Consider the following 15,309-nt stretch of genomic DNA (forward strand, 5'->3'; position numbering starts at 1 on the left):
CCGCCGCCGCCGGAGGACGAACCGCCGCCGCCGCCCGAGCCGGACACTGCGCCGCCGCCGCCGGTTGCGCCGCCGCCGCCGATCAACATCGCGCCGGCCCCGCCGCCAATCCGCACGCAGTCGACGATTCCGCCGCCAGCGCCACCGGCCCTGACGATTCCGCCGCCAGCGCCGCCGGCGCCGCCGCCGGCTCCGTCGAAAGCCCGTAGCGCGACTCCTAGGGGTCAGGCTGGCTGGGCCAGCCGCATCCAGTCGAACTACCCGCGTCGTGCAGAGCGCGAGGGTATCGAAGGCTCGGTGGGCGTTCGCGTCACCGTCGGCCCCGACGGCAAGGTTGCCGCCTGCAGCGTGACCCGTTCGAGCGGCTCGTCCGATCTCGATGGCGCGGCCTGCGACGGCATGACCCGTTATGCACGGTTCAATCCCGCCCAGGATACCGCCGGCAATGCGATTTCGGACAGCTGGTCGACCACAATCGTCTACCAGCTCAACTAACCCTATTCCCGCCAGAGCGGCGGACCCCAACTACGTAAGAGGATAACTCGCTATGATCTTTAACATTCTCGCCGCCGCCGGTGATGCTGCCCCGCAGGCTTCGTTCGGCTTCATGGAAGCCATGGAACAGGGCGGTGTTATCGCCTGGTCGATCTTCACCATCCTGGTGATCATGTCGGTCGGTTCGTTCTACATCCTGTTCACCAAGCTGTTCGAACAGCGCAAGGTGATGTCGCAGTATGCCGGCGTACGCAGCAACTTCTGGAAGGCTGCCTCGCTCAAGGAAGGCGCTGCCAAGCTCGACAAGAACAGCGCCTGGCGCCAGCTGGTCGACGACGCCCTGGCTGCTGAAGACCAGCACGCCAAGATGACCGACACTCTTGAATCGCACGACTACATGCACGGTTCGCTGCGTCGTTCGGAAGATTCGATCAATGCAGTGCTGGCCGGCGGTCTGCCGTTCCTCGCGTCGGTCGGTGCGACCGCGCCGTTCATCGGCCTGCTCGGCACCGTGATCGGGATCTACCGCGCGCTGATCAACATCGGCCTCGCCGGTTCGGCTTCGATCGACAAGGTCGCAGGCCCGGTTGGTGAAGCTCTGATCATGACCGCTATCGGTCTGCTCGTCGCGGTCCCGGCAGTGTTCGCCTACAACTGGCTGCAGGGCCGCAACAAGCGCATCGCCGAAATGCTGAGCGCGTTCTCGACCGACCTGCTTGCCAACATCAACTCGAACGGCGCCGTCAAGCCCGCCGTTCCGGCCGCTGCTGCCAAGCCGGCTGCGACCACCGCAGCTGCTCCGAAGCGCTGATGTTTCCCGGGGGCCGGCCGGTCCGGCCTCCGCAGAAATGCTTCGCACATTAGAACTTAGCGCAAATAGGATTTAAACTATGGCGATTTCGACAGGAGGTGGCGGCGACACGCCGATGTCGGACATCAACACGACGCCCCTCGTGGACGTGATGCTGGTGCTCCTCATCATCTTCCTCATCGCAGTCCCGGTCGCGATCCAGACGATCGAGAAGCTGGAAATTCCGGTTTTCGAATCGGTCGAATCGAAGGACAAGGTCGAGAACCTCCTCCTGACCGTCAGCACCACCGACGAAGCCGGCCGTAGCGCCGGCGAGCCGGGCTTCGAAGGCGCGGCCCGTAACGGCCAGTGCCGGGTCTATTTCAACAACATCACCGCGGTTACCTCGGAAGAACTCTACGACCAGGCTTTCGAACGTCTCGATGCCATCGTGCAGCGCGCCGGCGGACCCGAGGCGATCATGGAAGACCCGGACAAGATCCCGCAGGTACACATCCGGGGCGACGTAAATGCGCCGTGGTCCTGTGTCGCCGGCGCGATCTACAACGTTCAGGCGGCGGGCTATCCCACCGTCGGCTTCATCTCGAACCCGGTCGACCCCAACGGTTGATCGACCGGTTCGACAGAGCAGATTAGGGAGTAACCCACTATGGCAATGTCAGGCGGCAAGGATGATGGCGCGCCGATGATGGAAATGAACATGACGCCGTTGATCGACGTCCTGCTCGTCCTCCTCATCATGTTCATCATCACCATCCCGGTCGCGACACACTCGGTCGACATCGACCTGCCCCAGCCGAACCCGACTCCGCCCGACGTGATTGTCGAGCCGATCAAGAACAAGCTGGTGCTGACCGTGGACAATCAGATCCTGTGGAACGGGAATCCGATCGACATGGGCCAGCTGCGTACGCTGCTGGAAGAGTCGAAGAACATCGATCCCGAGCCCGAGCTGCAGTTCGAACCCGAACAGCTCGCCAGCTACGATCTTGCAGCCAAGGTGCTGCAGATCATCAAGGGCAGCGGTGTCACGAAGTTCGGTTTCGTCGGTAACGAGCGTTATCGCGTCTTCGGGAAGTAAGTTTCCGAATTCCGTTCAATCGGAACCAGGTATGGAAAGGGGCGGAGCGATCCGCCCCTTTTTGTTTGTCCGGTACAGAGTGATACCTCTTGCCTCTATCCATATTATGTGATGTTATCACCTTACATAACAAAGGGGGAGTCGCAATGCCCTACACGAGCCGCCGAAGCGCCACGGTTGCGCGCCCAATGTCCGAGATGAACATCACCCCGCTGATCGATGTCATGCTGGTGCTGTTGATCATGTTCATCATGGTGATCCCCATCGCCACCCATTCGCTGGCAATCCCGCTGCCAAACGGCACAGGCACCTTCACCATTCAGGCGACCAACACCGTCCATATCGACGCGCAGGACCGACTGTACTGGAACGGGCAGCAGCTCGACCGCCAGGCGTTGCTCAACCAGCTCGCCTCTGCCGCGAATATGGCCGAACAACCCGTTGTACGCTTCGAACCCGATCCACAGGCGAGCTACGATCGTTCGGCCAAGACGATCGCCCTGATCAAGGACTCGGGCCTCGAGAAGTTCGCCTTCGTTGGAAACGAGAAATACCGGACCTTCGGTGCCGAGTAGACTTTACCGGCAACGCAGTGGACCGCGACGCAGCCACGATCCGGGCCCACCGATCAAGCGCATGCCGCTGGCGCCGTTTGTGGTCCTGGCGGAAATGGGCCCTTGGTGGTGGCGCTCGCGGCGCCAGCACAAACCCATGTCCTGACGATAGCCTTCCCCCAGGCACTCGAGAAGCTGGCTCCTCGGCCCAGCCGGACAGTGCATCGAATCGGCGTCACCATAACCGGACAAGCCACACTCGACGGTGCCTTCCTTTCCGACCCTAGCTTGCGCAACGAGCTGGCAAGCTGGACTGACGACGATGAACTGCCTGGCATCATTTTCGAGCCAGAGCCGCAAGCCGCCTATGGCGACTCCGTTCGAATACTCGCGATGGTACATGCCGCAGGCCTAGCCAGATGGCAGTTCTGCTTTGGCGGTCTCGCGCATCACCGTGACTTCGACAAGGATTGGCGCACCAAGCCCATGTACCTTTCGATTCCCTACGATCCCGAGAAAAACTTGGAACGCCCAGACCCAGATTCCCTGCGTTGCAACCCTGGCTAGGCATTGCCTCCGCAGGCAGAGTAAGCCGCTCAATCGAAGTCATGCTCAGGCTCGTCCATCCGCATGGCAGCTCCCGCCAGCGTCTCCGCTTCGAGCAGAAGTTCGTCATCGACCGATCCTTGCGGCGTCGCTTCACGGCCGATCATCACCATGACCGGGACCGCCAGCGGACTGACCCTTTCAAGTTCGACATGGACAAGTTGTTCGGCCGAGCGTTCGAGCAGGCTCGTGAGGCGTCCGATATCGGTCAACCGGGTCCGGGCGTCTGCCCAGGCCGCCTCCAGCAGCACGTGATCGGGCTCATACTTGCGCAGGACATCGTAGATCAGGTCGGTCGAGAATGTGACCTGCTTGCCCGTCTTGCGCTTGCCCGGATGTTGTCGTTCCACCAGACCGCCGATCACCGCGACCTCGCGAAATGCGCGGCGCAGCAGGTGTGAGTTCTGCACCCATTCGACAAACTCTTCCTGCAGGATGTCGGGCGATAGCAGCGGGCGGTGATCCGCGACCGGTTTCAGGCCCCATACGGCCAGGCTGTAGTCATTGGCGACGAAGCCACCCGGCATCAACCCGCGATCCTCCATACGCCGTGTGATCAGCATCCCCAGGCTCTGGTTCGCGTTCCACCCTTCGAAAGTGTAATAGACGCTGTAGTGCCGCTTGGCGTGCGGGAAGCTTTCGACGAGCAACTGCCCCGGTCCCGGCATCTGCGAACGCCAGTCCTGAACCTCGAGCCATTCGCGCACATCGTCTGGAAAACGGGCCCAGCCAGCACGATCGACCAGCATCGCGCGCACACGCTCTGCCAGGTGCGTAGTCAGTGGCATGCGCGCCCCGCCATAGCTGGGGATCATGGCACTGGCCTTGGCGGCCTTCACCACCACCTCCATATCCTGCACCTTGATTACCTCGAGGCTCATCCCGGCAAAGGTGAAGGTATCGCCCGGACTGAGCGCAGCGGCGAAGCGCTCCTCGACCTTGCCCAGGCTGCGCCCGCCGCGCCCGCGGCCAGCGTTGATGCGCACATCGAGCATTTCGGAATCGATGATGATCCCGGCATTCATCCGGTGTCGCTGCGCCTGTTCCGGATGGGTAAGGCGCCACACACCGTCACGGTCGCGGATGATACGCTTGAACTTGTCATAGGCCTTGAGCGCATAGCCGCCCGTGGCGACGAAGGAGAGCACGCGATCCCACGCTTCGGCATCGATCCACGCATAGGCGAGGCACGACCGCACCTCGCCCAGCAAAGCGTCCTCATGGAATGGCCCGGCGCAGGCGCAAGCCATCACATGCTGGGCCAGAACATCGAGGCCACCGGGGCGGAAATCTTCGCCGTCCCGCTTCCCCTCGTCGACCGCCTCCTTGGCGGCGGTCGCTTCGAGGAACTCGAAACGGTTTCCCGGCACCAGAAGCGCGCGGCTTGGCTGGTCGAGCCGGTGGTTGGCGCGCCCGATGCGCTGCAGCAGGCGCGAAGACCCCTTGGGCGCTCCCATCTGCACCACCAGGTCGATGTCGCCCCAGTCGACGCCCAGATCAAGGCTGGCGGTCGCCACCAGTGCACGAAGTTCTCCCCGCGCCATGGCGCCTTCGACCTTGCGCCGCGCCTCCTTGCTCAACGATCCGTGATGGATGCCGATGGGCAGGTTGCCTTCGTTCACGTCCCACAGGTTCTGGAAGATGTATTCCGCCAGGAATCGCGTGTTGGTGAAGATCAGGGTGGTACGATTGGCGCGGATCTGGTCGTAGAGCTGAGGGATTGCCCAGGTCGCCGCGTGCCCACCCCAGGGCACTCGTTCCTCCTCAGGCAGCAGGATCTCGACCTCGGCCGCGGCACCTGCTTCGCCTTCGACCAATTCGACCGCATCGATTTCGCCCCACGGCGCGAGCCATTCGCGAAACCCCTCGGGATTGGCGAGGGTGGCGGACAACGCCACACGGTGCATGTCCGGCGCGATCGCCTGCAGGCGCGATAGCGCCAATGCCAGCAGGTCTCCGCGCTTTCCCGTGGCAAAGGCGTGAACCTCGTCGATCACGATGCGCTTCAGTCCACGGAACAGTTCGAAGCTGTCGGGATAGGACAGCAGCAGCGAGAGGCTTTCGGGCGTCGTCAGCAGGACATGCGGCGGCCGCGCGCGCTGGCGCTTCTTGCGATCCGACGGGGTATCGCCGCTACGTGTCTCGATCCGGATCGGCAGCCCCATTTCCTCAACCGGGGCGAGCAGGTTGCGCTGCACATCATGCGCCAGCGCCTTGAGGGGCGACACATAGAGCGTGTGCAGACCCTCAGGCGGTTTGCTGCCGCCCAATCGCGACGGGGTGAAATCGGCCAGCGTCGGCAGGAAGCCCGCAAGGGTCTTGCCTGCCCCAGTATCCGCGACAAGCAGCGCATGCCGCCCCGCATCGTTGGCGGCGAGCATATCCGCCTGATGCCGCCGTATGCGCCAGCCGCGACTAGCGAACCAAGCGTCGATTTCAGGTGGGACCGTAAGGCTTTCCATGCGGCAACAACCTAGCGCTTCGCCACGCATCATCGCCAGCATTCATCGAGGCAGTTCGCCAATCACCACCTGAACGGTGCGGGAACTGGACTGTCCTGCACACGGCCTATTAAAACGGTGACTTCCGCGCAGCTTGTTCCGCCGCGGTCTCCATGCCCAGACGCAGCTCCTCGTCCGCCAGTCCGGTCAGTTCGCGCACCCGTGCCCTCTCGCTGACATGCAGTGTGTCGAAGGTTTTCGCGGCAGGCAAATCGGCCTGCGCCTCCTTCAGGCCTTCGGCCATGGCAGCGAAGCCATCGATCAACCTCGGCACTTCGGACATCGCCGCTGACAGGATGCGAGGGTTGCTAGAAAGGCGATAGGATTTTCGTGCGTAGGAGGTCCCGACCTCGGTCGAGAAGAAGGCTTTGATCCCCGCCAGTTCAGCCTGCGTGAATTCCTCAGCATAGGCTTCTGCCATGCCGCGCTTCATCGCCGGTTCCATGGCAGCCATGGCATCGATCATCGCACCTTGGGTAAATTCAAGCGTGCGCCTTTGCCGCACTTGCCACGCCGGATCCACGATCGCCGCGACCTCGGCGACCTGCTCATCTGTCAGGCCGAGGTCGCTCTCGCTATAACCGACATAGTCCGCCAGCTTTGGTCCGCTCAGTTCGGCCATCTTGGCAACCGGGCCGAGAATTCGATCGAACATCGATCCCACAAGCTCGTTCATCACACCATCGGGCAGGATTTGCTCGATGATTTCAGTGGCTAGCGGCAATCGCGCCCGGGCTTCTGGGGCCAAGGGTTCGACGTGAAACGCCTCGGTCAACGCAGCAAGGGCCTCGGCCTCCTGCTTAGCCTTTTCGTCCTCTGCATGCAGCGGCTGACCAATCAGCACGATCGGTGCGGTTACCGCAAAAATCCATCGCTTCATAAAATGCCCCTTGAGATCAGCTCAATGCCCCACGCTCTCGCCCCGTTCGAGACCGCTTAGCGCGAGCTGCTCGTCAATCTGGGCGACGAGCCGATCGAGCCCCTCCTGCGTATCGCTCTCCGCGCGGGCGACGAGCACATCCTGCGTGTTCGAAGCGCGCAGCAGCCACCAGCCATCATCGGTGGTGACGCGCACGCCGTCGGTCGTATTGGCCACCGCGTCGCTTGCAGCGATGCGTGCAGCAATCTCTTCGATCGCCGCAAACTTGCGGCTTTCGTCGACCTGGAAGCGCAACTCAGGCGTGTTGACCATCGCCGGCATCGCTCCGCGCAGCTCGGTCACTGACCTGCCCAGCCGCGCCGAGGCCGCAATCAGCCGCACCCCGGCATAGAGCGCATCGTCGAAGCCGTAATATTCATCCGCGAAGAACACGTGCCCGCTCATCTCGCCCGCCAGTGGCGAGGAGACTTCCTTCATCTTGGACTTGATCAGCGAATGGCCCGTCTTCCACATCAGTGGCTGCCCGCCATGCGCAGCGACATGATCGAACAGTGCGCGGCTGGCCTTCACGTCGGCAATGATCGTCGCACCCTTGCGTGTGGCCAACAGGTCTTCGGCATAGATCATCAGCAGCTGATCGCCCCAGATGACCCGTCCTTCACCGTCGATCGCGCCGATGCGATCCCCGTCACCGTCGAAGGCAATGCCAAAGTCGAGCGATTTCTCGGCGACCAGCGCGCGCAGGTCAGCTAGGTTCGCCTCAACCGTCGGATCGGGATGGTGATTGGGGAAATTTCCGTCGACTTCGGTGTAGAGGAGGTGATGCTCACCGGGCAGGCCTGCAACAAGCCGCTCCAGTGCGGGCCCGGCGGCCCCATTGCCCGCATCCCATCCGATCCGCATGCCTTCGAGTTTGGCTGGATCGATCCCTTCCAACGCCGCAAGCATCTTGGCGATGTAGGCATCCATGACATCGCGGGTCTCCACCGAACCCGTCCCGTCGCGCCATTCACCGGCGGCACTGCGCCGCCCAAGCTCCTGGATATCCGCGCCAAAGAAGGGGCGGCCCTGAAACACCATCTTGAAGCCATTGTAGTTGGCGGGGTTGTGGCTGCCGGTGATCTGGATGCCGCCATCGACGTCACCCGCGGACGCTTCGGCGTAATAGAGCATCGGGGTCGGCCCCATGCCGATCCGCACCACATCCAGACCCGTCGCGCTAAGTCCTTCGACCAGGGCATGCTCGAGTATCGGCGAAGAAACTCGTCCGTCATAGCCCACGGCAACGCGGCGTCCGCCCGCCTCGGCCAGCATCGAGCCGAATACTCTCCCGATGGCGCGTGCATCGTCGGGCCCCAAAGTCTCACCGATAATCCCGCGAATGTCATATTCGCGCAGGATTGTGGGGTTGAAACTGTGGCTCATTCAATGTTCTCCGGGGCCTCGTAGGGCAGGTCGTTGAGCAAGAGGTCGCGCGCAGCATTGACCTCTTGCATTTGTTGGCTGCTTCCACCCCTGTCGGGATGGATAACTGCAACGATGCGACGGTGCGCATCGCGGATTTCGCGCGCATCGGCCCGCTCGCTAACCCCCAACAGCTTGCGTGCCTTGAACAGGGCCTGCTGCCGCGTGTCCGGCGCCTGCAGGTATTCCCAAGGCCATTTGCCGAAGATCCAGCGACAACCGAATGAGATCAGGGCGGCGAGCGCGATCAGGCGAATCATGAAGCGGCATCCTCCTCGACCGGTGCGGCAAAGGTTCCCGGCAGTCGCAGTCCGGCAATCAGCCCGCGTAATTCCTGCCGCGCGACGAGATGACTGGTGCCGAGATCCCCCAGGTGCCCCTTGTCGAGCAGCGTCAGGCCCGACGGGAAAAGCTCGCGATAGATGACGCGTTCGGACAGGCCGCGAGCGACCCGAAAGCCGACCCGGCGTGACATCTCGGTCAATGCCTGTTCGATGCGCGCCATGTTGCGCGCTTCCGTATGGCCGGTGCGGTTGCGCACCACGACCCAGTCCATCTGGCGGCGGTTCTGTTCCACGGTCGCGCGGCTACGCTTGATCCGTGCTTCCCAGATCAGCTCGGCATAGAAGGACAGTTTCTTGACGCGAAAGCTCTCGCCTTCCACCTGGCCGATGAGGTCGAAATCGACGAAGCTGTCGTTCATCGGGGTGACCAGCGTATCGGCAGTTGTTGCCGCATGGCGCGCCAACGGATCGTCGCGACCGGGCGTGTCGATCACCACGAAGTCGGCACCGACCGCGTGTTCCGCAATGAAAGCCTCGAACTGCGATTCGTCCATATCTTCTACAACATGGGATTCAGCAGTGGGTAGCTCGATCCCGCGGCGCGCCATCGTTTCCGCACGGTTCTCGAAATAGCGGCACATTGTGCGCTGACGATGATCGAGGTCGAATGCGACCACTCGCGCTCCGCCAAAAGCCAGCGCCACGGCCACATGCACTGCCGTGGTGGATTTGCCGGTCCCGCCCTTCTCATTGGCAAAGACGATACGGTGCGGCGCAGACGACATTGTGGGGTTCTACTCGAAAATGCTGAAGAGAGCGCCTCCCTATCCAAGGTGACCATCGCGGGCAACGCGGCCGCGCGCAAATGTGCCGATTTTCCCTGCCCATTCGGTCACCTGCTTGCTGCTCGACACTGACAGCCGTGCCCAAGGCCAATCCGGTACCTCGGAAATTTCCCATCGGGCACGCTGTAGCCACAACCTTCGAAGGCGATTAGAGGGGCGGGGCGGCCCAGCGCCGCACCCGTTCGCGTTTGGAGTGCTTCCGGTGAAGACAGTAACGACGCTGGAGGCCCTGCGCGCCGAGACCGACCAATTGCGAGCGAGCGGCCGGCTGGCGCTGGTTCCAACCATGGGCGCCCTCCATGAAGGGCATCTCACCCTGGTCCGCAAGGCGTGCTCCGAAGCCCGGCACGTCGTCGTTTCGATCTTCGTCAATCCGAAGCAGTTCGGTCCGAACGAGGATCTGGACGCCTATCCGCGGCAACTCGCACGCGATCGCGAATTGCTGGAAGCCGAAGGTGCCAGCCTATTGTGGGCACCAACGCCGGATGAGGTCTACCCTGCGGGATATGCCACTACCATATCGGTCGAAGGGGTCAGCGCGGGCTTGTGCGGGGCAAACAGGCCCGGCCATTTCGACGGCGTGGCCACGGTTGTCTGCAAGCTGTTCAACCAGGTTCGCCCCGACATGGCATTCTTTGGCGAGAAGGACTGGCAGCAACTGGCAGTGATCCGGCGCATGGCACGCGATCTCGATCTGCAATTCCCGCACGCCGACGCGATCCGCGGCGTTCCCATCGTGCGTGAGGGCGATGGGCTCGCGATGTCCAGCCGCAACGCCTACCTCTCCGTCGAGCAACGTCGCCAGGCCGCAGCCTTGCCTGCCGCGATGCGGCGCGCGATTGCTGCTCTGGCGAAAGGGGCCGAAAGCGCGACTGCGCTGGAGCAACTGTCCAGCGACATCCTCAAGGCCGGATTCGATTCGATCGACTACGTCGAGCTGCGCGATGCGGAGACTCTGGCCCCCATACACGGGCCGCTGGACGGATCGCGGCTGTTCGTCGCCGCCCGCATCGGTGGAACGCGGCTGATCGACAACATGCCGCTCGTGTAGGGCGTCCCCTCGCAGGGGGACTGTTACAGTTTGATTGCAGCCCCTAGGGCGTGGACTTGTCGAGGATGGCGTTTGGCGTCGATCCCTTCGGAGTCGCAATGGTCGGATGGGTCGCCCTCAATGCAGAGCGACCCATCCGGCCATTCCATTTCCGGCGTCCAGAATTCGCGAAAAGAGAGCTGGAGCGGGTAAGGGGAATCGAACCCCTCTAGCCAGCTTGGAAGGCTGGAGCATTACCACTATGCTATACCCGCTTGGCAGGGGCCATATCGGGGCCCCTGCGAACAGGTCTCGCCCATGCCACCACCGTGGCGGGCTCGTCAACACGCCTTTGCGGCGATCGTGCTAATCGCTCGGAGCGGAGCCCTCTGCTCCGTCAGCGGTCTCGGAAAGCGTCTCGGCCAGGGTGGTCTTCTTCTCACCAGCAACTGGCGCGAGCGTGGCGACATGGACATCGACGCGACGATTGCGTGCGCGCCCTCGCTCATCGGGGGTACCGTCGGGCAAGGCATTGGGTGCGATCGGGTTCTGTTCGCCAAAGGCAATGGTGGCAATGCGTTCCTCAGCGATACCATTCCCTACCAGGAAGGCTTTGACGGCCTCCGCGCGCTGCTGCGAGATGCGCAGGTTGTCCGCATCGCTCCCCCCAGCGTCAGAATGCCCGCGCAATTCGATAGGACCTCCGGCCGCCACCTGCGGAGCATTGATAATCGTCGCAAGATCGGCCCGCGCGGCCTCGGTCAGCTCGTTCCCTTCGGGGAAGAATATTCGCGCATCGAGCGGAGGTGGCGGACGCTCGCCACCAATTGGTTCGATCTGGAACTCCGGCCGAAAAATCGATTTCGCGGGCTCTGTCGGTTCGCTCGCCGCAGGCTGAGGCGTTGTATCCCCGCATGCGGCGAGCAGGCCAAGCGTGGTGAGAGCCAGTCCGGTGAGAATTTTGCGGCACACTTTCATGCCTCCTGCTCCGCGGCGCTCGGCTTTTGGCGCCTGGCGGCACGCCTCGCTACGATCTCTTCGGGGCTGCGCTGTTGGGGCGGAGAGAAGCTGATGATCGTATCCCCTGGTTGCGGTTCTGGCCGAACGGCGTGGGTGAAGAAGCGCAGCGTGCCATCCTCGCGCACCAGCAGCAGCATGTTTGCAGCCCCAGGCAGGTGCTGCTGGGCGGCTTCGAACTGGAAGGTCTCTGATAGTTTGGTCTTGCGGAAGACCCAGCCCTGGGCCTGTCGTTCATTGACATCCTCTACCCCGAAACCCGATTCAAACAGGGCACGGCCGCGCAAGCCCGGCGGCAGGGCGTAGCGGTTTTCTTCTTCAACCGACTCGCCCAGCTGGAAGACCTTGTCACGACCGACATCATGCGCGAACTCATTGCAAACCAGGGCATTGTACGCCTCGTTCTCGGTCGCGGCGACCAGGACCGCATAGGGTGTGAGATCGAGGTTGTGCTCGGTCGCCTCGTTGAGGATCTCTCCGTGATAGGCGGGCAGGCCCTTCTGTCGCGCGAGCGTGAGGCGCTGCCAACTCGAGTCCACCACCATGACAGGGGTCTTGAGCTCGTGCAGCTGTTGCGCCAGCGCGATGGTCCAGGGCGTGCTACCAACGATGAGTAGGCCAGGGCGGTTGCTGCCCTTGATGCCCAGCAGGCGGGCCACAAGGTCGATTGTAAAGCCGTGTGCGACGATTGTGGTCACCACCACAGCAAAGCTCAGGCCGATCAGTGCCGTCCCGTCGAACCCTATATCCTTGAGACGAAGTGCGAAGAGGCCCGAGATCGCCACGAGCACGATGCCGCGTGGCGCAATCCAGGCGAGGAACAAGCGTTCGTTCCAGGGGACCGAGCTGCCCAGCAGGCTGAGCAGAATGGTCGCCGGGCGCACCAGGAACAGCAGCGCCAGCAGGAACAGCCCGAAGCTCCAGTTGAGATAGGCGAGCTCCTCGAACTTGAGGCTGGCCGACAAGATGATGAAGAGGCCCGAAATGAGCAGCACCGCCACATTCTGTTTGAAGGGGTGGATGCTGCGCAGCGACGAGACATTCATATTGGCCAGCGCAATGCCCATGACGGTGACGGCCACCAGGCCCGCCTCATGCTCGATCGTGTTTGACAGAACGAAGACGACAATGACCGCAGTGAGCAGAACGGGGACTTTGAGGTATTCCGGGACTGCGCCGCGCGGGAAGGACCAGGCAATCGCGGCGGCGGCAACATAGCCGATCAGGCCTGCGATGATCGCGGCAAAGATAAGCGGAGGCACCACCTCGACCAGCGAGGCATCGGGAAACTCTGCGACCCGGCGGAAATATTCATAGGCGATGACCGCACAGAGCGCGCCAAGCGGGTCGTTGACGATCGCTTCCCATTTGAGGATCGCTGCCGGGCGCGGATTTACCGATGACTGGCGTAGCAAGGGCATCACCACGGTCGGCCCGGTGACCACGAGAATGCCGGCAAAGAGCACGGCGACGGGCCATTCCAGGCCACCGATCGAATGTGCCGCGACAGCCCCGAAGGTCCAGCCTAACGGGACGCCAAGAGTGACGAGCCTGAGCACGCCGGAACCGGCATGCCGCAGCTCGCGAAAATCGAGGCTGAGCCCGCCTTCGAACAGGATCAGGGCTACGCCAATCGATACCATCGGTTCGAGCAGGGGGCCGAAGGCATGCTCAGGATCGAACAGGCCGAGAATGGGCCCGGCAAGGAAACCCGCAGCCAACATCAGGACGATGGCCGGCCAACCCGTTCGCCAGGCAAGCCACTGGGCGCCGATGCCCAGCATGCCAACCATCGCAATGACGAGTGTCTGTTCCATGCCCCTCGCGAGAATTCAGGCGGTCGTGGTGATCCCCCGCAAGGGAAAGCGTCGCCTATTCAATGCCTGAAGGCGTGAAAATATCCAAAGCTGGGGGAGAAGCCTAGTCTCCCTCGAAGGCCATCAGGGTATCGACCGCCACACGCGCTTCGGCCAGGCGCTGCCCGCCGCCAAGATCGGGCAGGTCGATGACAAAGGCGGCACGTGAAACCTCGGCCCCAGCCTGGCGCAGCAGCTTTGTCGCCGCCAGCGCCGTCCCGCCGGTCGCGAGCAAATCATCAACGATGGCAACCGGAAGGCCCGGTGTTACGGCCGAAGGGTCCATCTCCAGCCGGTCGAGTCCGTACTCGAGTTCATAATCGACACCGATCGTGTCACAGGGCAGCTTGCCGGGCTTGCGTATCGGCAGGAACGGCAGGCCTAGGTGGGCCGCGACCGCCGCACCGAAAATGAAGCCACGTGCTTCCATGCCCGCAATCGCCTGGCTGCCCTCCACGCGCTCCGCCAGCCACTCGACCGACGCGGAGAATCCGCGTCCGTTACCGATCAGCGTGGTGATATCGCGGAACTGGATGCCGCGTTTGGGGAAGTCCGGAATGGTGCGGACCAGCGCCTTGAGTTCGTCGGTGGTCATATATCTCTCCGGCAAAACGAAGGCGCCCCTCGCATCCAGCTGGATGGAGGGGCGCCTGGCATTCGGTTGTCAGACAGGATCAGCCGCGCTTCTTCGGCTTCACCGCTGCCCAAATCTGTTGCTTCGACAGGTACGCAAGGACCGTGGCGAACAGCAGGAAGATCAGCACCGGCCAGCCGGTCTGCTTGCGCTTGTCCAGCGTCGGTTCGGCAGTCCAGGTCAGGAAAGCCGCAACGTCCTTGGACATCTGCTCGACCGTCGCTTCGGTACCATCGTCATAGGTGACCTGACCGTTAGCCAACGGCGGCGGCATGGCCAGCGCGAGATTGGCGAAATAGGGGTTGTAATAGCCCGTTGCCGGAACCGCGAAGTCAGGGAACTCTTCAGTCACCTCGGCCGGCATATCGGTATAACCGGTCAGCAGCGAGGCGATGTAGTTGGTCCCGTCGTGGCGAGCCTTGGCCATCAGCGAAAGGTCCGGCGGATTGCCCGCGCCGGCATAGGCGACATGCGGGAAATAGTCGGTCGACAGGCCCGGGCGGGTGGTCGGTTCCTGGGTCACAGGATCGACGTCAGGCACCTGCTTCGATGCCGCGAAAGCCTTCACCTGGCCTTCGTCATAGCCGAGCTGTTCGAGATCGCGAAAGGCCACAAACTTGAGGCTGTGGCACGCGGCACAAACCTCGTTGTAGACCTTGAAACCGCGCTGGAGCTGCTGCTTGTCATAACGGCCGAAGGGGCCATCGAACGACCAGGCATACTTGTTCGGATGCTTGTGAAACTCGTGCTCGGCGGTGGCCGGCTTGAGCTGGCCTTCGCTGATCACCGTATAGGCGCCATTGCCGAGGGCCCACAGCACGGCGGCGGTGAAGCCGAGGCCGATCAGGATGCCGATGAAGCGGATGCTGAAGAGTTGGCTCATTGTCTCAAGTCTCTCTTTCTCGCTCAGACGGCCGGCTTGGCACTGTCACCAAGGACGGCCTTGTCGTCCGAACCGAGAACGGCTTCGGTAATCGAATAGGGCAGCGGTTCCGGCTTCTCGATCTGCGAGACGATCGGCAGGATCACCAGGAAGTGCATGAAGTAGTAGGCGGTCGCGATCTGGCTCAGCATCACGTACGGCTCTTCCGCGTGGGCGCCACCGCAGTAGAACAGCACCGCCATGGCCGGGATCAGACCGAACCAGAAGAACTTGCGGAACAGTGGGCGATAGTGGCCGCTGCGCACCGGCGACTTGTCGAGCCAGGGCAGGAAGAACCACACCAGGATCGCGCTGAACATGGCGAGCAC

Annotated in this window: 16 protein-coding genes, 1 tRNA gene and 1 pseudogene; 7 read left to right on the forward strand and 11 right to left on the reverse strand. The window is 62.7% G+C overall.

Annotated elements, in window-relative coordinates:
- The 6 genes from AAFM29_RS14580 to AAFM29_RS14605 all read left to right on the forward strand — a co-directional run.
- Nucleotides 1-495: energy transducer TonB (locus AAFM29_RS14580; RefSeq protein WP_341713517.1), on the forward strand; the 495-nt coding region annotated here is incomplete at its 5' end.
- A 52-nt stretch (nucleotides 496-547) separates the two neighbouring features.
- Nucleotides 548-1,306, forward strand: a complete 759-nt coding sequence (locus AAFM29_RS14585) for a MotA/TolQ/ExbB proton channel family protein (protein WP_341713518.1) — start codon at nucleotides 548-550, stop codon at nucleotides 1,304-1,306.
- A 79-nt stretch (nucleotides 1,307-1,385) separates the two neighbouring features.
- A complete protein-coding gene (locus AAFM29_RS14590) occupies nucleotides 1,386-1,916 on the forward strand; it encodes a biopolymer transporter ExbD (protein WP_341713519.1) in 531 nt (176 codons plus the stop codon).
- A gap of 39 nt (nucleotides 1,917-1,955) precedes the next feature.
- Nucleotides 1,956-2,387: a biopolymer transporter ExbD gene (locus AAFM29_RS14595; RefSeq protein ID WP_341713520.1), complete on the forward strand. Its 432-nt coding sequence runs from the start codon at nucleotides 1,956-1,958 to the stop codon at nucleotides 2,385-2,387.
- Nucleotides 2,388-2,533: 146 nt separating this feature from the next.
- A complete protein-coding gene (locus AAFM29_RS14600; RefSeq protein WP_341713521.1) occupies nucleotides 2,534-2,962 on the forward strand; it encodes a biopolymer transporter ExbD in 429 nt (142 codons plus the stop codon).
- Nucleotides 2,963-3,064: 102 nt separating this feature from the next.
- On the forward strand, nucleotides 3,065-3,508 hold the full coding sequence (locus tag AAFM29_RS14605; protein WP_341713522.1) for a hypothetical protein: 444 nt from the start codon (nucleotides 3,065-3,067) through the stop codon (nucleotides 3,506-3,508).
- Between the two features lie 29 nt (nucleotides 3,509-3,537).
- Here AAFM29_RS14605 and AAFM29_RS14610 read toward each other — a convergent pair whose 3' ends face one another.
- From AAFM29_RS14610 to AAFM29_RS14630, 5 genes are all read right to left on the reverse strand, one after another.
- A complete protein-coding gene (locus AAFM29_RS14610; protein ID WP_341713523.1) occupies nucleotides 3,538-6,009 on the reverse strand; it encodes a ligase-associated DNA damage response DEXH box helicase in 2,472 nt (823 codons plus the stop codon).
- 109 nt (nucleotides 6,010-6,118) lie between these two features.
- Complete coding sequence (locus tag AAFM29_RS14615) at nucleotides 6,119-6,928, reverse strand: DUF2059 domain-containing protein (RefSeq protein ID WP_341713524.1); 810 nt, start codon at nucleotides 6,926-6,928, stop codon at nucleotides 6,119-6,121.
- 21 nt (nucleotides 6,929-6,949) lie between these two features.
- The gene (gene pgmG / locus AAFM29_RS14620) at nucleotides 6,950-8,353 is read right to left on the reverse strand and encodes a phosphoglucomutase/phosphomannomutase PgmG (RefSeq protein ID WP_341713525.1); all 1,404 of its coding nucleotides are present in this window, start codon (nucleotides 8,351-8,353) and stop codon (nucleotides 6,950-6,952) included.
- Nucleotides 8,350-8,652 (reverse strand): J domain-containing protein, encoded by a 303-nt coding sequence (locus AAFM29_RS14625; protein ID WP_341713526.1) that lies wholly within the window; start codon nucleotides 8,650-8,652, stop codon nucleotides 8,350-8,352. The genes pgmG and AAFM29_RS14625 overlap by 4 nt, the downstream gene beginning before the upstream one ends.
- A complete protein-coding gene (locus AAFM29_RS14630) occupies nucleotides 8,649-9,461 on the reverse strand; it encodes a division plane positioning ATPase MipZ (protein ID WP_341713527.1) in 813 nt (270 codons plus the stop codon). The genes AAFM29_RS14625 and AAFM29_RS14630 overlap by 4 nt, the downstream gene beginning before the upstream one ends.
- Before the next feature lie 262 nt (nucleotides 9,462-9,723).
- Here AAFM29_RS14630 and panC point away from each other — a divergent pair, with 262 nt between their 5' ends.
- The gene (gene panC / locus AAFM29_RS14635; RefSeq protein WP_341713528.1) at nucleotides 9,724-10,572 is read left to right on the forward strand and encodes a pantoate--beta-alanine ligase; all 849 of its coding nucleotides are present in this window, start codon (nucleotides 9,724-9,726) and stop codon (nucleotides 10,570-10,572) included.
- Between the two features lie 180 nt (nucleotides 10,573-10,752).
- Here the strand turns inward: panC and AAFM29_RS14640 are convergent.
- From AAFM29_RS14640 to AAFM29_RS14665, 6 genes and pseudogenes are all read right to left on the reverse strand, one after another.
- Nucleotides 10,753-10,826 (reverse strand) — tRNA-Gly (locus tag AAFM29_RS14640).
- 91 nt (nucleotides 10,827-10,917) lie between these two features.
- Nucleotides 10,918-11,529: an OmpA family protein gene (locus AAFM29_RS14645; RefSeq protein ID WP_341713529.1), complete on the reverse strand. Its 612-nt coding sequence runs from the start codon at nucleotides 11,527-11,529 to the stop codon at nucleotides 10,918-10,920.
- Entirely contained in the window at nucleotides 11,526-13,385 is a 1,860-nt protein-coding gene (locus AAFM29_RS14650) for a sodium:proton antiporter (protein ID WP_341713530.1), read from the reverse strand. The genes AAFM29_RS14645 and AAFM29_RS14650 overlap by 4 nt, the downstream gene beginning before the upstream one ends.
- Before the next feature lie 103 nt (nucleotides 13,386-13,488).
- Nucleotides 13,489-14,019 carry an adenine phosphoribosyltransferase gene (locus AAFM29_RS14655; protein WP_341713531.1) on the reverse strand — a complete coding sequence of 177 codons (531 nt, stop codon included), beginning with the start codon at nucleotides 14,017-14,019 and terminating at the stop codon, nucleotides 13,489-13,491.
- Between the two features lie 79 nt (nucleotides 14,020-14,098).
- Nucleotides 14,099-14,941, reverse strand: coding sequence for a cytochrome c1 (locus AAFM29_RS14660; RefSeq protein ID WP_341713532.1), 843 nt, complete (start codon nucleotides 14,939-14,941; stop codon nucleotides 14,099-14,101).
- 23 nt (nucleotides 14,942-14,964) lie between these two features.
- Nucleotides 14,965-15,309: pseudogene (locus AAFM29_RS14665) on the reverse strand (cytochrome b); the annotation flags it as partial.

This window comes from Erythrobacter sp., from assembly GCF_038133525.1.
Taxonomy (GTDB): Bacteria; Pseudomonadota; Alphaproteobacteria; order Sphingomonadales; family Sphingomonadaceae; genus Qipengyuania.